Consider the following 19,939-nt stretch of genomic DNA (forward strand, 5'->3'; position numbering starts at 1 on the left):
CTAGCCAATTCGTGCCCGGACGCCCTGGGCGAATCTATAAAGCTTCGGGCGCGCCTTGATATGGGCCTTGCTGCGGGTGACGACCCGGTGGGCGGCGCCGGCGAGAACGCCGAACCGAGAGACCGGCAGCACCACGTCGTAGTGGGCGGTCTCCACAGGCGCCCAGGAGCGCTTGTAGGTCTGGTCGCCGAGACCGAAATCGAACAGCGCGACACCCTTGCCATGCAATCCCGAAATGGTCTGCCAATAGAGGAATTCGCCGGGGCTGGTATCAGGCACGAGCTCCTCATCGATCGCGCCGAACTGGCAGATGATGTGGTCACCCTTGCGCGAGATGCCTGCTATCGCGGCGATCCTGCCCTCAAGCGCGCCCTTGAGCCGGAGCACCTGCATCTGCAGCCCGAAATACTGCCTGCTGTCATCCACCCTGTCGAGCAAGCCATGCAGGAAGGCCTGCGTTTCCCTGTCGGCGAAAACGTCGGGAAGGCCGAGACTGGCAAAGCGTGCGCTCTTCAGGCGGAAAAAGATATCGAGCAGGCGATGCTGCTCTTCCGATGTCTCGGGAATGACGTATTCGAAGCCGCCGGCTGCCTCGAGGCGCTTCGACTGAACACGGAATTTCTTGCGCCGGTTCTTGGCGTTGAGCTGCTTCAGCGTTTCCTCGAAAGTCGAGAAGAACGGCAGCTGGTAGGCATGATTCTGGTTCTGCACCATCGGCAGTCCGGTGAGCGGGGTCTGTCGCCCCCGCCATTCCAGCGGAATGTTCTGCAGCAGCAGCAGATCGGCTTGGCCCCTGAGCGCCTGTTGTAGCTGGCCGGCGAACTTGCCGGCATCAATGGATCCGCCGCTTTCCGCAAAACTCTCGGAGAACAGGCCGGTATTGATGTTGCTGTGATCGGCACCGATGAACTTCGCGATCGCCAGTCCCCGGGACTTGACGATTTCGACCGGCAGAATGAAAGCCGTCTGGCCGGCATGGGTGCCTTTGAGGATTGCAAGCGGCCGCTGGAAGGCGCTCACCCAGGCGGCGCACCAGTCGTAGCTTTGATGGAGTGATTGCAGATTGTCGCGCTCCAGAGCCCGCCAGTCATCTTCCAGCGGCTGCATCGCGTCGAATACGTCGATGTCGATTTCAGCCATGGCGAGTTTCATGCTCAGCTGGCGCAGGCGCGACATGGCCATATCGGCCAGCGCCACCTTGTCGGACGGCTGTTCATGGACATCGAGCTTTTGCGTCTGCACGGTTTTCTCCGGTCAAGAATGCTGAACGGGAAAGTAGGTATGGGAGACGTATATTTGGTTTAATCGCAGGCGGTGAGCGAGGTTTTCCGCGCATCACGGTTATTCGGCCGTTAATGACCTACCGCTGCGGCGGCCCGGCCATCCATTTGATGATTACCATCGCCGGCAATACCCAGAGCAGGCCGGTGAGAAAGAAATAGAGCAGATGTCCCCACCAGGGCGCGTTGCCGAGCGTTGCCACCGCGATCGTGTTCGCCACCAGCGCATAGACGAGCACGAGCACGATGATGAGGATCGTGCCGATGAATTTGCGGAGGCGGACGGGCATCGGTTATCTCTCGGCATGGAGGGGGCGAACCGGCGCGACGGCATGCCGCAAAGGTTCGGGGCTTGTTTTGCATGAGCCGGTGGGGCAAATCAACTGCCGGATAGAAGGAGACATCATGGCCGTCGCAAACCCGACCACGGAACAGGCGATCCTGAGCGAAATGCGCAAGCAGAATCGCGACCGCCGCGCCTTGCGCCTCTGGCTCGGCTTCGTGCTTTTGGCGCTCTTCTGTCTCGTGCTCGTCGGCGGCGCCACGCGACTGACCAATTCCGGCCTGTCGATTACCGAGTGGAAGCCGATCCATGGCGTCATCCCGCCGCTGTCGGCCGCCGAGTGGGAGGAGGAATTCCGCCTCTATCAGCGCATTCCCGAATTTCAGCAGCTGAACAGTTCCATGACCGTCGACGAGTTCAAGGGCATCTTCTGGTGGGAATGGGCGCACCGGCTGATCGCCCGCGGCATCGGCGTGATCTTCGCGCTGCCGCTGATCTATTTCTGGCTGACGGGGCGTATCGAAAAGCGCCTGCGCTGGCCGCTCGTCGGCATCCTGGCGCTCGGCGGCCTGCAGGGCTTTATCGGCTGGTGGATGGTGTCTTCGGGCCTTTCCGTCCGCACCGACGTCAGCCAGTACCGGCTCGCCACGCATCTCGTCATGGCCTGCCTGATCTTTGCCGGCTGCATGTGGATCATGCGCGGTCTCTCACCGCACTCCGACGATCCGCCGCCGGCCAGAAGCTCGCGCGCCTTTGCCGCCGCGATCGCCATCTTCTCGCTGTTCCAGATCTATCTCGGCGCGCTGGTGGCGGGGCTCGATGCCGGTTTTTCCTACAATACCTGGCCGCTGATGGATGGCGCCGTTATCCCCTCCGATCTGCTGATCCAGCAGCCCTTCTGGATCAATGTTTTCGAGAACCCGAAGACGGTGCAGTTCATCCACCGCATCGGCGCCTACACGCTCTTCGCATTGACGCTGATCAACATGGTGATCGCCCTTCGCGCGGCACCTTGGACCACCCATGCACGCCGTGCCGTGCTGCTTTTCGCACTGGTGACGATGCAGGCGGCGATCGGCATCGCCACGCTGCTGATGCAGGTGCCGCTCCACTGGGGCCTGTTGCATCAGGCCGGTGCGCTGGTGGTTTTCGGTTTCGCCGTCGCCAACTGGCGCGGCTTTTACGGTGAATATCCGCATGGGACGATGATCGCCGAACGCGATTGAAGCCGTCGCTGCTGGGTTCTACCGCAGCACCCCATCGAGCAGCGGCATGCCGATGATCGCGGCGGCGGCGATCAGGACGTAGCAGGCGATACGGAAGGTCCGTTCTTCGGCAAGCCCGAACAGTTTCGACCCGCCATAGAGCCCGACCGCATAACTCGGCAGGACGACGACGGTGAGCGCGAAGACGGCAGGCACGAACAGCCCGCCGAAATAATAGCTGATGGCGCTGAGAACGCTCGAGATCGAGAAATAGAGCACGACATTTGCCCGGACGCGGGTGAAGTCGCTCTTGCCGCCGAGCCAATAGGCGACAACCGGCGGCCCGCCGAGCTGCGCGGCGCCGCTGAAAAGCCCGGCGATCAGCCCGACGCCGCTGGTGAGCGGTGCGGATGCCTCGCCGTGGTAGCGCCATCCCGATACCAGCAGCGCAAGCAGGCAGCTGGCGATGATCGTGATACTCCAGCGCAAGAGCAGCGGGTCGAGCAACGCCAGTATCGCCGTGCCGGCCGGAATGCCGAGCGCAGCACCTGCCGCCATGACGAAAACTTCTCGCCGGTTGGCGCCGCGCCAGGCCGGCGGGATCATCCCGAGCGAGGCAACGCCGTCGATGACGAGCAGGATCGGCGAGATCAGCTTCGGCCCGACGATCGCGCCGCCGAGCGGAACGAAGATCAGGGCGGCGCCGAAGCCGGAAAAGCCGCGGGCAAGCCCGGCGATGAAGGCAAAGACCATCAGCGCATAGATGCCTTGGTCGGGCAGGGCGGCGGTAAACCATGCGTGCACGCCATCGACCAGCGCATCGAGCGTCATGACATCAGGCTCCGTGATTCGGGAACGGCAGGCGAGGAAGGTCCGCCCTCATAGCCCAATCGTCGCCGATGATCGAGCCGAAAACGATGCTGCGGCCGCCGAGGCAGGCGGCCACGAGATCATTGTATAACGAGATCGACACGAAGCGTGAGCGGCATCATCTCGATGCCGCCATTCACGCCCTTACGAGGCGAGCATCAGGTCCATGTTCTGGACGGCGGCGCCCGATGCGCCCTTGCCGAGATTGTCGAGCAGCGCCACCAAATTGACCTGCGAAGCGCCTGGGGTGCCGAAGACGAAGAGCTTCATCGTGTCCTTGCCTTCGAGCTCGACGGCGTTGACGCGGGCAAGCCCCTTGCTTTCGGCCAGCGGCACGACACTGACGATATCCTGGCCGGCATAATGGGCGACGAGGGCGGCATGGATGCTCTCCATCGTCGCGCCCTCGGCGAGATCGTCGAGATGCAGCGGCACCTGCACGATCATCCCTTGAGCAAACTTGCCGACAGATGGCGAGAAGATCGGCGCGCGGTCGAGCAGGCCGTGCACGGTCATCTCCGGCACATGTTTATGGGTGAGCGGCAGGCCATAGAGGAAATGCGGTGCGGTGATCGCATCCGGGTGATCCGGGTTTTCCATCTGCGCGATCATCTGCTTGCCGCCGCCGGTATAACCGGAGACCGCGTTGACCGTGACCGGATAACCGTCCGGCAGAATGCCGGCGGCGCGCAGCGGCCGGATGAGACCGATCGCTCCCGTCGGATAGCAGCCGGGATTGGCGACGAAACGGGCGGCCTTGATCCTGTCGGCCTGCGCACCGTCCATCTCGGCAAAGCCATAGGCCCAACCGGGATTGACGCGGAAGGCGGTCGAGGTGTCGATGACGCGCACATTGTTGTTGGCCGAAACCATCTGAACCGCTTCCTTCGACGCGTCGTCGGGCAGGCAGAGAATAGCGATATCGGCGCTGTTCAGCATGTCCTCGCGCAGGGCGGCGTTGCGCCGCTCGGCTTCGGGGATGGACAGAAGCTCGACATCGCGGCGGCCGGCCATGCGCGTGCGGATCTGCAGACCCGTCGTGCCGTGTTCGCCGTCGATGAAGATTTTCGGTGCCATGTTAAACCTGCGCTTTCAATGGGTTCTGAAGGTTTCCGGATTCAGTTTGAGCGATGATAAGTCAGCCTTGTGACACGGCGATGGCGCGTCGCTCGGCGTGAAGCCCCAGCATATACATCGCCACCGTTGCCCCCGCAATGGCGGTGATATCGGCATGATCATAGGGCGGCGATACCTCGACGACATCAGCGCCACGGATATCGAGCTGGTGCAGGCGCTGCAGCACCGAGAGGATCTTGACGCTCGACGGCCCGCCGGCAACCGGTGTGCCGGTACCCGGCGCAAAGGCCGGATCGAGGCAATCGATATCGAAGGTGAGATAGGCTGGCGCCCCGCGCGTATGGGAGATGATCGCCGAGGCGATATCGCCGGCGCTCATTTCTTCGACCTGATGACCGTAGAGAATATTGACGCCGCAATCCTCCGGCGCATGGGTGCGGATGCCGATCTGGATCGAGCGGTCGGGATCGATGATGCCTTCGCGAGCCGCCCGCGCCACGAAGGAGCCATGGTCGATGCGCCGTTCTTCGTCGAACCAGGTGTCCTGGTGCGCGTCGAACTGCACGAGCGCCAGCGGCCCATGTTTTGCCACATGGGCTTTCAGCAGCGGCCAGGTGACGTAATGATCGCCGCCGAGCGTCAGCAGGAAGGCGCCGCTGTCGAGGATGACATTCGCCTGGCGCTCGATGGCGGCAGGCGTATCCTGATGATTGCCGTAGTCGAGCAGGCAGTCGCCGTAGTCGATCACCGCCATGTCGGCGAAGAGATCGCGGTGGAAGGGATATTGCGCGTCATTGTCGAAGATCGCCGAGGCGCGCCGGATCGCCTGCGGCCCGAAGCGCGTGCCCGGCCTGTTCGATGTCGCGGCATCGAAGGGAATCCCCCAGACGGCGACGTCGACGCCGGCGAGTTCCTTGGTGAAGCGGCGACGCATGAAGGACAGCGCGCCGGCAAAGGTCGGGTCGCTGGCGGCAGAAGTGAGGCTGGTCGCCGTGAAGGCGTGGTCAATCGATCTGTTCGCCAAGTCATGCTCCTTTTTTCGGTGGCAAAACCATAGTCGCGTTCGGTGCGGACGCTGCGTTGCATGATCACCGTTCGACGCCAAAGCGTCGGGTGGCGGTCTCGCGAAGGAATTGGCTGATCCCTTGCGCGCAGAAAGGGGTAGGCGAGCTGCGGGCAGATTTCAAGCCATCGATCGGATGACGGCCGCCCATTGCGGTCGAGCGGCCGTTCTTGACCATCTGCTGTCAGGCCGGCTGCCGCAGGGACCACAACCCGGCGAGCGTCGCCAGCGCGCTCACAGAGATATAGCCAACGACCGGCCAGGCGCTGTCGCCGCCGAGCAGAAGCACAAAGACCGTTCCGGCAAAGCCGACCAAGATGCTCTCGACACAGAAATACAACGCGACCGCCGTTCCTGCCGTGTCGCCAAAGGCCTCAAGCGCGCCATTGGCAGTCACCGCGGTCGCCAGGACGATGCCGATCGCGATGATCCACATCGGCACGACGAAGCTGACAAAGGAGGGCTGCAGAAACAATTCTCCAAAGGCAAGCAGCACGGCGCCGAGAAGCAGCGTCGCCATGCCTCTGGCAAGACTGCCTGCAATGCCCCAGCGCATGACGAAGCTTTTGGCGAAAGGCGCCGTCACGATCATCGCCAGTGCCACGGTGGCAAAGGCGACGCTGAAGCCGATGCCGGAGAAGCCGGCCCTATCGATCAGGATACGGGGTGCCGTCGAGAAGAAGACGAAGAAGGCACCCATCGCCGTGCTGAAGCCTAATGTATAGACCCAGAAGGGAAAGCTCTTCAGGATCGGGCGGAGGGCGATCTTCGCGGTGGCGGCGGGACGGGTCTCATGCCACCGCATGCCGGCGTTGAAAAGGGCGGCAACCGAAAGGAGGCCGATGACGAGGAAGATGGCGCGCCAGCCGAAGCGATCGGCGATCAAGGCTCCGGCGATGGGGCCCAATGCCGGCACGAAGGAGAGGATGGAGCCGAGCAGGCTATAGATCGTGCTGCTTTCGGGACGCCCGGCGTAGACGTCGCGCACTGTTGCGAAGGTTGCGACGAGAGCCGCCGACGCACCGACTGCCTGCAGCAATCTCCAGGCCACGAAAAGCGGTGCCGCCGAAGTGCCGGCAAGCAGGAAGGAGGAAGCGGCAAAGAGTGCCGTGCCTCCGAGCAGGACGGGCCGTCGTCCGACAATATCGGAAATCGGCCCGAAGACGATCTGCCCGGCGCCGAGCACGAGCATATAGAGGCTGAGGGTCAGTTGGATGACTTCAGGTGAGGTGCCGAGCGCCTCCGGCATAACAGGCACAATCGGCAGATAGATATCCATGGCGAGAGAGGTCAAGATGTCGAAAGGCGCCATCAGCAGCATGGCTGCCGGCACGGAATAGCTCCAGCGCTGGATTTTGGGATAAGACATGGGAAAGCATCCGCTCAAATGATTTCATTCGGCGGCGATCTGTCTTTTCATCAGTATCGGAATTGGCCGGACAGACGCCGCAACAACAGGGCAGGGTTGTTGCGGCCTATTTGTCTGCGGACTTGGTTGTTCCCATGATGCGACCCTGACTGCGGCTTCGCTCATTCGCGAAGCGTTTTGCCCAGTTTCTACCAGCAGAGTTTCTACCAGCAGAACCGAAATGCGACAATGGCAGCCGGCACGCTTCCGCCTGGGTTGAACAGCGCAAATAAAAAGGCCGGGTTTCCCCGGCCTTCGTAATTCCGTCTGTCCGAAGCGATTAACGCTTGGAGAACTGGAAGGAGCGGCGGGCCTTTGCCTTGCCGTACTTCTTGCGTTCGACGACGCGGCTGTCGCGGGTCAGGAAGCCGCCCTTCTTCAGCACCGAGCGCAGGCCCGGCTCGAAGTAGGTCAGCGCCTTGGAGAGACCGTGGCGAACAGCGCCGGCCTGGCCGGACAGGCCACCGCCGGCAACGGTTGCGACGATGTCGAACTGGCCGTCACGGGCAGCCGCAACGATCGGCTGGCGCAGGATCATCTGCAGCACCGGACGGGCGAAATATTCCGCGAATTCCTTGCCGTTGATGATGATCTTGCCGGAGCCCGGCTTCACCCAGACGCGGGCGACGGCGTTCTTGCGCTTGCCGGTCGCGTAGGAGCGGCCGAGCGAATCGACCTTGCGGACGTGGGCCGGAGCAGCAGCTTCGGAAGCCGTGCCGAGATCCTTCAGGGAGGAGAGGTCAGCCATGATCAGGCGCTCCTTACGTTCTTTTTGTTGAGCGCGGCAACGTCGAGGGCGACCGGCTGCTGGGCTTCATGGGGATGGTTGGAGCCGGCGTAAACGCGCAGGTTCTTCATCTGGCGACGGCCGAGCGGGCCACGCGGAACCATGCGTTCGACGGCCTTTTCGAGGACGCGCTCCGGGAAGCGGCCTTCGATGATCTGGCGTGCGGTGCGTTCCTTGATGCCGCCGGCATAACCGGTGTGCCAGTAGTAGACCTTGTCGGAATACTTCTTGCCGGTGAAAACGACCTTGTCGGCATTGATGACGATGACGTTGTCGCCGTCGTCAACGTGGGGCGTGAAGGTTGCCTTGTGCTTGCCGCGCAGGCGCATAGCGATGATGGAAGCGAGACGGCCAACGACCAGCCCTTCGGCGTCGATGATCACCCACTTCTTCTCCACCTCTGCAGGCTTCTGGGAGAAGGTTGCCATAGTGAATACTCTCTTTTGGGACCCTTGGCCCGAGGGCTTGAAGGGCGTTTCTTGTTGCTTGGATTGGCAGGCGCAAGGCATGCCAAAAAGAAAGCAGCCCGGATAGGCTGCGTTCTGGCGCGGTGTATAAAGGGAACGTGACATCGGGTCAATATCGACTCTTCCGACGCCTGTAAAAAATTCAAAGCGAAAACAATATGTTAGATATGTGGTATTATGATACCTCACATTTGTTAGGTCGTGAACTGGGGAGGCTGACGTTTTTTATCTCGTCGCTGCCGGCTTTTGAAACCGCATCCCGCGGTCGAAAGCGGCCTAACCTTTGAACTCGCGCAGGCATTTCATCATTTCGCGAAGGCCGCGTGTCAGATGTTTGTCCCGGCGCAGCACCATGCCGAGGCGGCGCGTGAGCTGCGGATTCAGCGATGATGTCGTCACCAGGCCGGCGCGTTCGCGCTTCAGCGCCAGTCCCGGCAGGATCGACCAGCCGAGCCCCACCGCCACCAGTTCCTTGATTGCCTCGATGCTGCCGAACTCCATCGCGGGGCGGATTCTGGTATTGGGAGCAGCCAGCCACGCATCGATTGCCCGCCGCGTATTGCCTCCCTCGTAAAGCAGCAGCGTCCTGTCGCGCATGAAGGCGGCGTCCGGCCCGCCTTCGGGAATGAGACTGCCTGCGGGAGCGACGGCCAGCAGTTCCTCCTCGTAGAAGGGTTCGATCTCGAAGTTCCGTCCCGATGCCGGCAGGGCGATGACGGCGATGTCGAGGCTATTGTCCTCCAGATCGCGCAGAACGTCGTCGGCATCACCGATGCGCACGGTGATTTCGAGGCCGGGCATGCGTTTTCTGGCGGCGGCGATGGCGCGCGGCAGCAGATGGATCGACGCCGTGCCGCCGCTGCCGATGCGCACGCGGCCGCTTGCGCCATCTCTGTACGGCAGCATCGCTTCTTCCGCCGCCGCCGAATCCTGCAGCAGGCGTCGTGCATGCGCGAGAAGATCGAGACCTGCCGCGGTGGGCTGCGCCCGTCGCCCGACGCGCTCGATCAGCCGGACACCGAGCCGCTGTTCGAGGCCCTTTACCTGCAGGCTGACGGCTGGTTGCGTCAGGCCCTCCTTGTCGGCTGCAGCCGTAAAGCTTCCGAGATCGGCAACATTGACGAAGGTCGCGAGTTGATCGAGGTTGAGCGCCATGCCAAAGAAATCCTTATGCATATCATAATATCTATAAGCTTCTTTCATGGCGTCTTCCAGCGCATCTTTCATCCGTTGAAGGAAGGAAGAACAGATGGCTTTGGAAACAAGCGGGATCTTTGTGGCGCCTCGCGATATCGTTCGATCGAAACTGCGCCGCCTGGCGCGTTGGGGCCTGCGGCGGGTGGCCGTCATCGAACATCATCTCGAAAAGCGTCGTAGCCGCCGCACGCTGTCCGAACTCACCGACAACGAGCTTCGCGATGTCGGTCTGACGCGTGCGCAGGCAAGTGCCGAGGCATCGAAGTCGTGGTTCTGGTCCTGACGGCAGCGGCTTACGCGCGGCGTGCGGATCCTGCTCGAAATTGCCAGCGCCTTGTGGCAAAACGTCTGCTTGGAATCGAGCGAGCGCAGGGAGCAGCATCATGGCCGAAATCGTATCCTTCCCGGACGCAGCCAGGGCAGAAGAGGGCGGATTGCTGACCCGCTCGCTGCGCGACGGCGTGCTGCGGTTGGTGCTCAACAATCCGCCGGCCAATGTGCTTTCGATCGCGCTTCTCGAAGCGCTGATGCACGAGCTGGAGACGGCCGGGGCGGATTCGGATGTGCGCGTCGTCGTCATCGCTTCGATCGGCAACGTCTTTTCCGCCGGGCATGATCTCAAGGAACTCACGACCCATCGCGCCGATGAAGATCAGGGGGCCGGCTTCTTCGAAAAGTCCTTCCGGCTCGCTGCCGATCTGATGCTGAAGATCGCCCATCTGCCGAAGCCTGTCATCGCCGAGATCGACGGGCTTGCAACGGCTGCGGGCTGTCAGCTGGTTGCCTCCTGCGATCTGGCGATCTGCACCGACAGTTCGACATTCTGCACGCCGGGCGTCAACATCGGCCTGTTCTGTTCGACGCCGATGGTTGCCGTTTCCCGTGCCGCGCACCGCAAGCAGGCAATGGAAATGCTGCTGACCGGCGAGACGATCGACGCCTCGACCGCCAAGGATTTCGGCCTCGTCAACCGCATCGTGCCGAAACAGTATCTGGTGCAGGTCGTGTCCAAATATGCGGCGGTGATCGCCAGCAAATCGCCGATGGCGCTGAGGATCGGCAAGGAAGCCTTCAACCGCCAGCTCGAACTGCCGGTGGAGGCGGCCTATGATTATACCGCCAAGTTGATGGTCGAAAACATGCTGACGCAGGACGCGCAGGAAGGGATCGGCGCCTTCCTCGGCAAGCGTATGCCGGAATGGAAGGGCGAATGACTCACGCCAGTTTCAGAACCAGTCCGCCGATTGCGATAACCACGCCGGCGACGTAGCGCCAGATGCTGGCCTTTTCCTTGAAGACGGTGATCGAGATCACCAGCGCAAAGAGGATCGCGGTTTCGCGCAGAGCGGCGACGGTCGCGACCGGGGCTTTCGTCATCGCCCAGAGCGCCAGCCCGTAGGAAGCGATCGAGCCGGCGCCGCCGATGAGGCCGCGCCACCAGTTGCGACGGACGTGGCGCGCGACGGCGGCAGCGCCGCGCTGCGACGCTGCCCAGGCAAACAGCAGCACCGGCGGCAACAGCGACATCCACAAAGTGTAGGAAACCGCATTGCCGGAGATGCGTGCGCCGATACCGTCGACATAGGTGTAGCTGGCGATGACGCAGGCATTGGCAAGCGCGAACATGACGGCGCGGCTGCTGCCGCGCTGCGCCTCCAAAGCCAGCGTCAGCACCCCGGCCGAAATCGTCATCGTGCCGGCAAGAGCGCCCCAGGAAAGATCTTCCTTGAGGATGAAACCGCTTGTCGCGGCAATCAGCAGCGGTGCGCTGCCACGCATCAATGGATAGACGAGGCCGATATCGCCGGCGCGGTAGGCGGCGGCGACCAATTGAAAATAGGCGAATTGCAGGATGGCCGAGGCGCCGATGAACGGCCAGGCTGAGGCTTGCGGCAGCGGCAGGAATGCCAGGAACGGCAGCGCCGAAACCGCACCGCCGGCCGAGATCAGTGCCGCATCGAGGGATTTGTCGCTCCCCGCCTTGACGATGGCGTTCCATGTCGCGTGCAGCAGTGCGCCGAAGAGAACGAGCAGGATGACGTCGAGAGGCAAGGGAGTAAATCCGGAAAGGATGAGAAGAAGCGGAACACGCCTCGCTTCAGCGTTTCGAATTCCTGAAAAGACAACTGAGATTTGCACGAAAATGCACGGCGGCGGCCGCTTATGCGGTCATGTGTCGAATAGCATTCTTTCAGTAGGTGAACAATGGTGGCTCATTGGAGCAATTTTTACGTGCGCGCGACATGCGTTCAATCCAGGCGCTCCTTTCAACTATGAGATGTTTCTAATGGACATAAGAACATAGCGCGGCATTATCATGAACAAAAGGAGAAAAAAGCTGTCGGAACTCGGAAGCAGATTATCCTATGCTGCTGAAATATAGATATTATTCTATAACTTTGACATAGGGGAAAATTAAAGCTTTTGATTGTGCAATCTTCAAAAAATCGCAGCGCGGGATTGAGCCCCAAACCTTTCGCAAGCGCGAAAGACGTATAGTTTCCCGCGGCCGTTACAACCGTTAAAACCATCAAAGTTGATGATGGGGAACGAAAAGCATCCCGTCAAGGTTGTCGATGTTCTGGCAGTTCAGGACCGGGCAGCGGGGATCGTCCTTCGAGGGAATATGCGTCCATTCCGCATAATCGGTCGCGTCGCAATAATTGCTGTTGCGGACATAGCGATCGTAGAGCGGCAAGCCGCGGGGAGACTGGTAGCGGAAGATGACGGCGCCCTGATTGTGGATGGCGGCGCGCACGCTGGCACAGCTCATGGCGAGCGGATTGTAGCGCGAGATCGCCAGCGCCGGCGATGCGGCAAGCACGAGCATGAGGGCAAGAGCGATTTTTTTCATCGAATCATCCTCAGGGAGTATCCAATTCATATATACGGAAAAGACGCCCAGCCGGTTTCACGGAAATGCAAAAAAACATGCGGGGCCGTGCTGAAGGGCTTTCGGGAGTGGAGACACGGACATGAATCACGACGCTTACACGGATGACTACCTCGCCGGAATCCTGCATTCGGTAAAGACCATCGCTCTGACCGGCGCTTCGCCCAATCCGGCCCGGCCGAGCAACGGCGTCATGGGTTATCTGCTGTCGTGCGGCTATGAGGTCATTCCTGTCAATCCGGGGCAGGCGGGTAAGCAGATTCAGGGCCGTACCGTGTATGCCCGGCTCGCCGACATTCCCGTGCCGATCGACATGGTCGACGTATTTCGCGCCTCCGAATATCTGGACGGGGTCATCGAGGAGGCGCTGGCGCTGAGCCCGCTGCCGAAGATCATCTGGTCTCAACTTGGTGTCCGCGACGATGCGGCGGCGGCAAAGGCGGAGGCCGTCGGTGTCAAGGTGGTGATGAACCGTTGCCCGGCGATCGAATATCCTCGTCTCATTGCCTGAGTTGCTGTTGGCGGAGACGGATTTTCCACGGAACGCCCGCGGGTTGAAACGGATCGCGATTAACTTTCGTTCGTGAGTGGTTATGATCCCGCTCGTCAGCAATAACGGGAGGACGACATGGCCAAGAACGATCCGGGATTCAACACGTTGGCGATCCATGCCGGCGCACAGCCCGACCCGGCGACCGGCGCGCGGGTAACGCCGATCTACCAGACGACCGCTTTCGTCTTCAATGATTCCGATCATGCCGCCGCCCTCTTCGGCCTGCAGGCCTTCGGAAACATCTACACCCGCATCATGAACCCGACCCAGGCCGTGCTCGAGGAGCGTGTCGCAGCGCTCGAGGGCGGCACGGCAGCACTTGCCGTCGCCTCCGGCCATGCAGCGCAGATGATCGTCTTCCACACCATCATGCGCCCCGGCGAGAACTTCATCGCTGCGCGCAGGCTCTATGGCGGCTCGATCAACCAATTCGGCCATGCCTTCGAGAATTTCGGCTGGCAGGTGCGCTGGGCCGATTCCGACGATCCGGCAAGCTTCGAAAGCCAGATCGACGACAAGACGCGCGGTATCTTCATCGAAAGCCTGGCCAATCCCGGCGGCACCTTCGTCGATATCGCCGCCATTGCCGACGTCGCACACCGCAACGGCCTGCCGCTGATCGTCGACAACACGTTGGCGACCCCCTATTTCATCCGTCCGATCGAGCATGGCGCCGACATCGTCGTACATTCGCTGACGAAATTTCTCGGCGGCCACGGCAATTCCATGGGCGGCCTCATCGTCGACGGCGGCACCTTCGACTGGTCGAAATCCGGCAATTACCCGATGCTGTCGAGCCCGCGGCCGGAATATAACGGCATGGTCCTGCACGCGACGTTCGGTAATTTCGCCTTTGCGATCGCTGCCCGCGTGCTCGGCCTGCGCGATCTTGGGCCGGCGATTTCGCCCTTCAACGCCTTCCTGATCCTGACCGGCATCGAGACGCTGCCGCTTCGCATGCAGCGCCACAGCGACAATGCGATCGCCGTCGCCAAGTGGCTGAAGGCGCACAGCAAGATCGCCTGGGTGAATTATGCCGGCCTCGACGACGACCCGAACCATGCCCTGCAGCAGCGCTATTCGCCGAAGGGCGCCGGCTCCATCTTCACCTTCGGCGTCAAAGGCGGCTATGAGGCGGGCAAGACGCTGGTCGAGGGACTGGAGCTCTTCTCCCACCTCGCCAATATCGGCGACACCCGTTCGCTCGTCATCCATCCGGCCTCGACGACGCACCGGCAATTGACCGACGAGCAGAGGATCGCCGCCGGCGCCGGGTCTGACGTCGTGCGCCTTTCCGTCGGCATCGAAGACGTCAAGGACATCATCGCCGATCTCGAACAGGCGCTCTCGAAGATCTGAGATCAAAGGGGTCCATAATGACCACGGCAAATTTCATCACCTTCAGCATCGACGGCGTCCAACCGGAGTTCGGCGCCCCGGAGCCCGGCCGGATCATCTCGGGCGATCCGCAATTCCGTAGCTGGAACCTGGAGGAGGCCGAAGGTGGCCTCTATTCCGGTATCTGGGAGGCGACGCCGGGCAAGTGGCGGATTGTCTACGAAGAGTGGGAATATTTCAGCCTGCTCTCCGGCCATTCGATCGTGACGGAGGAGGGCGGCGAGCCGGTGCATCTGAAGGCGGGTGACCGGATGATCCTCAGGCCCGGCTTTAGGGGAACGTGGGAAGTCGTTGAAACGACTCGCAAGGATTATGTGATCAAGGTTTGAGCAGACCGACGCCGGCGACCCCGGGCCTGTCCCGGTTTGCGGCGATAGTGGCCTGTTTTTCCGCCAATGACAGCGCTTCCTTGCCGGATAGAACGCTTTTAACCAATCCCATTAATCGGGCCTACATCGTCAAATGCTAGATCTGATCTGCAGCGCATTGCGGACATGATGTCTCCTGCCGTCTCACAGACATGGCCTTGCAATTAATCTTTGCGGAATTTGCATGTCGTCGAATCTTGCAGGTAGGCACGTTCGGACTCAGACGTCTTCCATCATTGCGACAACCGTCTGCTTCCTCGTCGTCGCTCTCGTCCTGACCGGCCTTATGGCTCATGTCGTCGTCAAGATGACCCGGTCGGCAAACGAGATCGACGATGCCAGGGCCAATCGCGCTGCCCGCGCCGCAATCGGCGCATTTGTGGCTCGCCTGGGTTCGACAACGACTGACAATGCCGTATGGGACGATGCCTATCGTGCGACCTCATCGCCGACCGCCGCCGATTGGGCCTATGAGAATTGGGGAAAAACCAGCGAGGATTACGCGCTCTATGACGGCGCGATCGTCATCGGCCCCGACCGGTCTTCGGTTGTCTCGGCCTATGCCAAAGGCAAGCCCTTCCAGCCGAGCGCGTTTTTTGGCGAAACCTTTGATCAGCAGATCAATGCGGCCGCTGATCCTGGGCGGGCGCCGGTGGTCAATTTCATCAAGACCGAGAGCGGCGTCGCGCTGATCGCCTCGCAGGCAATCCAGCCGTTCGAGGCGAGCGGCGAGCTTCCGAAGCTCAGCACGTTGAGCTTCTACAAGGACATCACGCCTGAGGTTCTCGACACGCTCTCGAACGAACATGAACTCGAAGGCCTGCACCTCGAGACGACGCCCAAGCCGGCGTTCCTGAACGCGCCGATCACCGACATGAAGGGGGCCGTCATCGGCTATCTCGTCTGGCCGAGCAAGGCGCCCGGAAGCACCGTGTTTCATCAGGTTGCTCCTTACGTCGCGGCCGCTATCGCCATCCTTGCGCTGTTCCTGATCGGCGTTCTGATGGTTGGCGCGTCCGAGGCGCGACGCCTGCGCCAGTTGGCGCAAGCAGCACTTTTCGAGGCGGGCCATGATAGCCTGAGTGGCCTGTTGAACAGGCATGGGCTTCTCAGCCTGCTGGAAGACCTGGAGGATGTGGGCTCTACGCCACTCCGGCTCTATCTGGTCGACCTTGATGGCTTCAAGGCCGTCAACGATGCCTGGGGGCATGCGGTGGGGGACGATTTGATCCGGCTGGTCTCGAACGCGCTGACCGCCTGCCACCCCGAAGTCGTTGCCGCGGCCCGGCTGGGGGGCGACGAATTTGCATTGGTGCACGTCGGATCCGCTACGTGCGAAGACATGGAAAAGACCATTCTGGCGTTGTTTACCGAGCCCTTCAAAATCGACGGACGAACGATCGAAGTCGGCGCAAGCATCGGAGCGGCCGCGCTCAACGGAGACATTCCGCCTTTGGAGCTGCTCCGCAGAGCGGATATGGCCCTCTATCGCGCCAAGACAAATGGCAGGGGTCAGGCGATCGAATACGATCCTGAACTGGACCAGGAACGCCAACGCGTCGCCGAGTTGGAAGGCCTGTTGAAGCACGCCATCAGCAGTGGCGCGATCGAAGCCGTTTTCCAGCCTCTCGTCTCCGCCACAACAGGCGCCGTCACTGGTCTTGAGGCGTTGGCACGCTGGCGAACGGCGACGGGCAACATCAGTCCGGAGATTTTCATCCCGCTTGCCGAGAGATGCGGCCTCATCGATGCGCTTGGCGTTCATATGCTCAGAACATCGATCGAGCATGCCAAGAACTGGCCCGATCTGGCATTGTCGGTGAATGTTTCGCCGATCCAGCTCTGCAATCCGGAATTTGCCGCCGAAGTGATCTCGGTGCTGCAGGAACTCGATTTCAATCCAAGCCGGCTGACGCTGGAGATCACCGAAGGTGTCCTGATGACAAATCCGGACCAGGCGCGACGATCGATAGATCAGCTGAAGCGCGTCGGCATCAAGTTTGCGCTCGATGACTTCGGCTGCGGCTACGCCAGCATTGGCGCATTGCGGCAGTTCGGGTTTGATCGCATGAAGATCGACCGCTCGCTCGTGTCGGCTCTCGACGAAGGCTCAAATGGCGCCGATGTTCTTCGGGCGACCATTTCCCTGGCGACCGCCCTGCAGATTCCGGTGACCGCCGAAGGGATCGAGAATACCCGCCAGGCGGCGATCTTGCGCGACGCCGGCTGCGATCAGCTGCAGGGATATCTGCTTGGAAGACCTATGTCGGCACACGACATATCCAGCAAGCTGGAAGAAGAGTCAGCCGCATGACTTTCCAGGCGCGGCTGTGATCACCATTGCAGATCCAGCCGGTCCAGCCCGTGGAAATGGTAGACGTCCTTGACCACCGGCGTCTTTGACAGTTTGAGACCGGGAAGCCGTTCGAACAGGATCGGCAGCACGACATTGAGCTCCAGCCGGGCCAGCGGCGCGCCGATGCAGAAATGGATACCGGCGCCGAAGGAGAGGTTCGCCGCCTCGTTGCGATCCGGCCGGAAGGCGAGGGGATCGGTGAATTTCGCCGGGTCGAGATTGGCGGCGGCGAGGATGAGGCTCACCTTGTCGCCGCGCTTGAAGGAGACGCCGTCGATTTCGGCAGGCTCCAGCGCCCAGCGCTGGAAGATGTGCACCGGCGCGCCGATGCGCAAGGTTTCCTCGACCGTGCGCTCCGTCGTCGCTTCGTCCCGGAAGAGTTCCGAGGGATCGCAGCCGCTGTCGAGGATGATGCGCACGGAATTGCCGATCTGGTGCACGGTCGCCTCATGCCCGGCATTGAGCAGCACGATCGTCGTCGAGACGAGCTCCTCCTCGGTCAGATATTGGCCCTTGTGCTCGGTATGGATCATGTGGGTAAGCAGGTCGTCGCGCGGCTCGGCGCGGCGTTCTGCGATCACCGTCTTGACGTAGTCGGAAAATTCCTTGGCCGCCCGTTCGGCCTCTTCCTCCTGCTCGCGCGTGCGGCCGAACATGTACATGCGGACATAGGCGTGCGACCAGGCAAGCAGCTGCGGCCCCATCTCCTCGGGAATGCCGATCATCCGGGCGATCATCGTCACCGGGATGATGTCGGCAAAGGCCGAGAGCAGCTCGACCTCGCCCTTTTTCGCGAAGCCGTCGATCAGCCGGTTGGCGAGTTCGGCAAGCTCCGGTTTCATCTTCTCGACATGGCGGGAGACGAAGGCGCGGTTGACGAGCGTGCGCAGCCGCGTGTGCTCGGGCGGTTCGAGTTCGAGCAGGGAATACCGTTCCGAGAGATCGAAACTGGCAAGATGCGGCATCGGCTCGGCAAGGCCGAGCTCCTCGCGGCTGGCGATATGCAGGATCTGCCGGCCGAAGCGGCGATCGCGCAGCAGCGCGTTCACATGGTCGTAGCCTGTGAAGAACCACTGCTTCTGCTCGCTCCAGTAGAAGGTCGGGCAATGGGCGTGAAGTGCTGCATAGGCGGCATTCGGGTTGCCGTAGAAGGCCGGGTTGCGGCCGTCCAGCGAGACGTGGCGGCGAGCCGGATCGATCGAGAGAAAGGACGGTATCATCATGTCCCGAGGCTTAGCGGATTTGCCGTGCCTCGGAAAGATGCGGGTGAAGAAGCGGGCTAGCCGGCCCGCGACAGCGTGCCCATGCGCCGCAGGGCCTCGACCTGATCGTCGACCGTCGGCACGAGTTCGCCGGCGGTGCTGCTCGGTGTGGCCGGTGCAGGGGCTGCGGCCTCCGCTTCGCCGAAGGTGACCGTGCAGTTGCGGCCGGCGGCCTTGGCGGCATAGAGCGCCCGGTCGGCAGCCGAGATCAGCTTGTCGATATTGGCTTCGATCGAGGAGGCGAGCGCGATGCCGATGCTGACCGTGACCGGGACGATCGCTTCGCCGGTGCTGACGGGCAGGCGGCAGAATTCGGTGCGGATGGCTTCGGCGATCGCCTCGGCTTCCGTCTGGTCCGTAACCGCGGCGAAGGCTGCGAATTCCTCGCCGCCCATGCGGCCGAAGATGCTGTTCGGAATATACTGGCGGGCCATGCGGGCAAACGCGGTGAGTACGGCATCGCCGGATTGGTGGCCGAAACGATCGTTGACGCGCTTGAAATGGTCGAGATCGAAGAGCATCACTGCGACCTGGCGCTGCTCGTTATGGGCTTTTTCCTGGGTGGCGTCGAAATAGCCGAGCAGGCCGCGGCGGTTGAGCACGCCGGTCAGCGAATCGGTCAGGGTCAGCGCACGCAGGTGCCGTTCGGAGCGCTCCATGATCAGCCGGCACGTGAACGCGAAGGCGATGGTCAGCAGGAAGGCGCTGGCCATGGCGGAGACGCCGCCGAGATTGGTCGCCTCGATGTCGCTCGGCAGCGTCAGCGCCGTCGTCAGCGCCGAGCCGAAGCACAGGCAGCCCTGGATGACGAAGACGCCCATCAGTTTGACGCGGGTGCGCTCGCGGCGCATGTCGCCGGCGGCAACCGCCATGGCGAGTGCCGTCGCACCTGTCGCCGAAGCGAGATTGTAGAGCACCACGCGGTTCGAATAATCGCTGTTGACCCAGGGCAGGAAAACCCCGGCCAGCCAGATGACCGGCGGCAGCAGCGCCCACCATTCGATCCTCTTGCGGTCGAGTGCGAGAAAACCCGCCACCCAGGCGCTCTGGCCGAGCAGCGCAATGGCATTGCCCGCCTCGATGGAAAGCACGCTTGGGATTTCGCTGCGCAAGGCAATCATCGCAAAGCCGATGCCGGTCAGAAGGAAGCCGAGACCCCAATAGAGATAGGCCTCGTTCCTGACGTTGTGGCGCCAGGCGACGAACAGCACCAAAGCAAGCGTCATGGCCTCGGAACACCAGATGGCGAGACCTGTAGCAATATTGAACACGGCAGCAAACCCCTCGTCTGTCGGCCCTTTTCAGTTGGCTTGCATCCTTGCCGAGGAAGCTCGCCACTTCCTTAATGTCGCTGCGCTGCGGCATGGTTTTGGGCCGATATCTGCCGGTAGGCTTTCCGTTGGGTAAACGTGTATAAGCACGGTCGAATGAAGTAAGCCTTCCTTCATCCTGTCATGGAGAAAAACCGGGGG

The 19,939-nt window shown here is 61.7% G+C and carries 20 protein-coding genes; 7 read left to right on the forward strand and 13 right to left on the reverse strand.

The features are described 5' to 3' along the window. Together FHX10_RS14360 and FHX10_RS14365 are read right to left on the reverse strand one after the other, a co-directional pair. Positions 1 to 1,242, reverse strand: coding sequence for a GNAT family N-acetyltransferase (locus FHX10_RS14360; protein WP_097543012.1), 1,242 nt, complete (start codon positions 1,240 to 1,242; stop codon positions 1 to 3). Positions 1,243 to 1,360: 118 nt separating this feature from the next. After that, positions 1,361 to 1,570: a DUF2842 domain-containing protein gene (locus FHX10_RS14365; protein WP_047616460.1), complete on the reverse strand. Its 210-nt coding sequence runs from the start codon at positions 1,568 to 1,570 to the stop codon at positions 1,361 to 1,363. 115 nt (positions 1,571 to 1,685) lie between these two features. Between FHX10_RS14365 and FHX10_RS14370 the strand changes: the two genes are divergently transcribed. Beyond that, positions 1,686 to 2,789 (forward strand): COX15/CtaA family protein, encoded by a 1,104-nt coding sequence (locus tag FHX10_RS14370; protein WP_097543013.1) that lies wholly within the window; start codon positions 1,686 to 1,688, stop codon positions 2,787 to 2,789. Between the two features lie 18 nt (positions 2,790 to 2,807). Here FHX10_RS14370 and FHX10_RS14375 read toward each other — a convergent pair whose 3' ends face one another. The 7 genes from FHX10_RS14375 to FHX10_RS14405 form a co-directional block, all read right to left on the reverse strand. Next, the gene (locus FHX10_RS14375) at positions 2,808 to 3,599 is read right to left on the reverse strand and encodes a sulfite exporter TauE/SafE family protein (RefSeq protein ID WP_097543051.1); all 792 of its coding nucleotides are present in this window, start codon (positions 3,597 to 3,599) and stop codon (positions 2,808 to 2,810) included. A gap of 183 nt (positions 3,600 to 3,782) precedes the next feature. Continuing rightward, positions 3,783 to 4,715, reverse strand: coding sequence for an N-acetyl-gamma-glutamyl-phosphate reductase (gene argC, locus FHX10_RS14380; protein WP_063474292.1), 933 nt, complete (start codon positions 4,713 to 4,715; stop codon positions 3,783 to 3,785). Positions 4,716 to 4,776: 61 nt separating this feature from the next. Then, positions 4,777 to 5,739: an agmatinase gene (speB, locus tag FHX10_RS14385; protein WP_063474293.1), complete on the reverse strand. Its 963-nt coding sequence runs from the start codon at positions 5,737 to 5,739 to the stop codon at positions 4,777 to 4,779. 223 nt (positions 5,740 to 5,962) lie between these two features. Further along, a complete protein-coding gene (gene cml, locus FHX10_RS14390; RefSeq protein WP_097543014.1) occupies positions 5,963 to 7,147 on the reverse strand; it encodes a CmlA/FloR family chloramphenicol efflux MFS transporter in 1,185 nt (394 codons plus the stop codon). 319 nt (positions 7,148 to 7,466) lie between these two features. Further along, the gene (gene rpsI / locus FHX10_RS14395; protein WP_047616469.1) at positions 7,467 to 7,934 is read right to left on the reverse strand and encodes a 30S ribosomal protein S9; all 468 of its coding nucleotides are present in this window, start codon (positions 7,932 to 7,934) and stop codon (positions 7,467 to 7,469) included. Between the two features lie 2 nt (positions 7,935 to 7,936). Next, the gene (gene rplM / locus FHX10_RS14400) at positions 7,937 to 8,401 is read right to left on the reverse strand and encodes a 50S ribosomal protein L13 (protein ID WP_012483399.1); all 465 of its coding nucleotides are present in this window, start codon (positions 8,399 to 8,401) and stop codon (positions 7,937 to 7,939) included. A 315-nt stretch (positions 8,402 to 8,716) separates the two neighbouring features. Next, positions 8,717 to 9,616, reverse strand: coding sequence for a LysR family transcriptional regulator (locus FHX10_RS14405; protein WP_183908407.1), 900 nt, complete (start codon positions 9,614 to 9,616; stop codon positions 8,717 to 8,719). Between the two features lie 73 nt (positions 9,617 to 9,689). On the opposite strand from FHX10_RS14405, the gene FHX10_RS14410 reads away from it, so the two are divergent. Then, positions 9,690 to 9,920, forward strand: coding sequence for a DUF1127 domain-containing protein (locus FHX10_RS14410; protein ID WP_183908254.1), 231 nt, complete (start codon positions 9,690 to 9,692; stop codon positions 9,918 to 9,920). Positions 9,921 to 10,020: 100 nt separating this feature from the next. Continuing rightward, the gene (locus tag FHX10_RS14415; protein WP_183908252.1) at positions 10,021 to 10,851 is read left to right on the forward strand and encodes an enoyl-CoA hydratase; all 831 of its coding nucleotides are present in this window, start codon (positions 10,021 to 10,023) and stop codon (positions 10,849 to 10,851) included. A gap of 1 nt (position 10,852) precedes the next feature. Here the strand turns inward: FHX10_RS14415 and FHX10_RS14420 are convergent, their stop codons facing one another. Both FHX10_RS14420 and FHX10_RS14425 read right to left on the reverse strand, forming a co-directional pair. After that, positions 10,853 to 11,689, reverse strand: coding sequence for an EamA family transporter (locus FHX10_RS14420; protein ID WP_183908250.1), 837 nt, complete (start codon positions 11,687 to 11,689; stop codon positions 10,853 to 10,855). A gap of 478 nt (positions 11,690 to 12,167) precedes the next feature. After that, positions 12,168 to 12,491, reverse strand: coding sequence for a hypothetical protein (locus FHX10_RS14425; RefSeq protein WP_063474297.1), 324 nt, complete (start codon positions 12,489 to 12,491; stop codon positions 12,168 to 12,170). Between the two features lie 121 nt (positions 12,492 to 12,612). Here FHX10_RS14425 and FHX10_RS14430 point away from each other — a divergent pair, with 121 nt between their 5' ends. The 4 genes from FHX10_RS14430 (at position 12,613) to FHX10_RS14445 (ending at position 17,163) form a co-directional block, all read left to right on the forward strand. Then, positions 12,613 to 13,041 carry a CoA-binding protein gene (locus FHX10_RS14430; RefSeq protein WP_048338657.1) on the forward strand — a complete coding sequence of 143 codons (429 nt, stop codon included), beginning with the start codon at positions 12,613 to 12,615 and terminating at the stop codon, positions 13,039 to 13,041. Between the two features lie 117 nt (positions 13,042 to 13,158). After that, the gene (locus FHX10_RS14435) at positions 13,159 to 14,442 is read left to right on the forward strand and encodes an O-acetylhomoserine aminocarboxypropyltransferase (protein WP_047616478.1); all 1,284 of its coding nucleotides are present in this window, start codon (positions 13,159 to 13,161) and stop codon (positions 14,440 to 14,442) included. 17 nt (positions 14,443 to 14,459) lie between these two features. Next, positions 14,460 to 14,810, forward strand: a complete 351-nt coding sequence (locus FHX10_RS14440) for a cupin domain-containing protein (RefSeq protein ID WP_047616480.1) — start codon at positions 14,460 to 14,462, stop codon at positions 14,808 to 14,810. Between the two features lie 223 nt (positions 14,811 to 15,033). After that, positions 15,034 to 17,163 (forward strand): bifunctional diguanylate cyclase/phosphodiesterase, encoded by a 2,130-nt coding sequence (locus FHX10_RS14445; RefSeq protein WP_047616481.1) that lies wholly within the window; start codon positions 15,034 to 15,036, stop codon positions 17,161 to 17,163. 20 nt (positions 17,164 to 17,183) lie between these two features. Here FHX10_RS14445 and FHX10_RS14450 read toward each other — a convergent pair whose 3' ends face one another. Both FHX10_RS14450 and FHX10_RS14455 read right to left on the reverse strand, forming a co-directional pair. Beyond that, positions 17,184 to 18,428, reverse strand: a complete 1,245-nt coding sequence (locus FHX10_RS14450) for a cytochrome P450 (RefSeq protein ID WP_063474299.1) — start codon at positions 18,426 to 18,428, stop codon at positions 17,184 to 17,186. A 56-nt stretch (positions 18,429 to 18,484) separates the two neighbouring features. Beyond that, positions 18,485 to 19,738, reverse strand: a complete 1,254-nt coding sequence (locus FHX10_RS14455) for a GGDEF domain-containing protein (RefSeq protein WP_047616484.1) — start codon at positions 19,736 to 19,738, stop codon at positions 18,485 to 18,487. Between the last annotated feature and the right edge of the window lie 201 nt (positions 19,739 to 19,939).

This window comes from Rhizobium sp. BK591 (assembly GCF_014195045.1).
Lineage (GTDB): Bacteria > Pseudomonadota > Alphaproteobacteria > Rhizobiales > Rhizobiaceae > Rhizobium > Rhizobium anhuiense.

Excerpts from the sequence above, each read along its gene's own strand:
- FHX10_RS14425 (WP_063474297.1), bottom strand. The coding sequence starts at position 12,491 with ATGAAAAAAATCGCTCTTGCCCTCATGCTCGTGCTTGCCGCATCGCCG.
- FHX10_RS14440 (WP_047616480.1), top strand. The coding sequence starts at position 14,460 with ATGACCACGGCAAATTTCATCACCTTCAGCATCGACGGCGTCCAACCG.
- FHX10_RS14410 (WP_183908254.1), top strand. The coding sequence starts at position 9,690 with ATGGCTTTGGAAACAAGCGGGATCTTTGTGGCGCCTCGCGATATCGTT.
- FHX10_RS14405 (WP_183908407.1), bottom strand. The coding sequence starts at position 9,616 with ATGCATAAGGATTTCTTTGGCATGGCGCTCAACCTCGATCAACTCGCG.
- FHX10_RS14430 (WP_048338657.1), top strand. The coding sequence starts at position 12,613 with ATGAATCACGACGCTTACACGGATGACTACCTCGCCGGAATCCTGCAT.
- FHX10_RS14450 (WP_063474299.1), bottom strand. The coding sequence starts at position 18,428 with ATGATGATACCGTCCTTTCTCTCGATCGATCCGGCTCGCCGCCACGTC.
- FHX10_RS14370 (WP_097543013.1), top strand. The coding sequence starts at position 1,686 with ATGGCCGTCGCAAACCCGACCACGGAACAGGCGATCCTGAGCGAAATG.
- rplM (WP_012483399.1), bottom strand. The coding sequence starts at position 8,401 with ATGGCAACCTTCTCCCAGAAGCCTGCAGAGGTGGAGAAGAAGTGGGTG.
- argC (WP_063474292.1), bottom strand. The coding sequence starts at position 4,715 with ATGGCACCGAAAATCTTCATCGACGGCGAACACGGCACGACGGGTCTG.
- rpsI (WP_047616469.1), bottom strand. The coding sequence starts at position 7,934 with ATGGCTGACCTCTCCTCCCTGAAGGATCTCGGCACGGCTTCCGAAGCT.
- FHX10_RS14445 (WP_047616481.1), top strand. The coding sequence starts at position 15,034 with ATGTCGTCGAATCTTGCAGGTAGGCACGTTCGGACTCAGACGTCTTCC.
- FHX10_RS14435 (WP_047616478.1), top strand. The coding sequence starts at position 13,159 with ATGGCCAAGAACGATCCGGGATTCAACACGTTGGCGATCCATGCCGGC.
- FHX10_RS14365 (WP_047616460.1), bottom strand. The coding sequence starts at position 1,570 with ATGCCCGTCCGCCTCCGCAAATTCATCGGCACGATCCTCATCATCGTG.
- cml (WP_097543014.1), bottom strand. The coding sequence starts at position 7,147 with ATGTCTTATCCCAAAATCCAGCGCTGGAGCTATTCCGTGCCGGCAGCC.
- FHX10_RS14375 (WP_097543051.1), bottom strand. The coding sequence starts at position 3,599 with ATGACGCTCGATGCGCTGGTCGATGGCGTGCACGCATGGTTTACCGCC.
- FHX10_RS14415 (WP_183908252.1), top strand. The coding sequence starts at position 10,021 with ATGGCCGAAATCGTATCCTTCCCGGACGCAGCCAGGGCAGAAGAGGGC.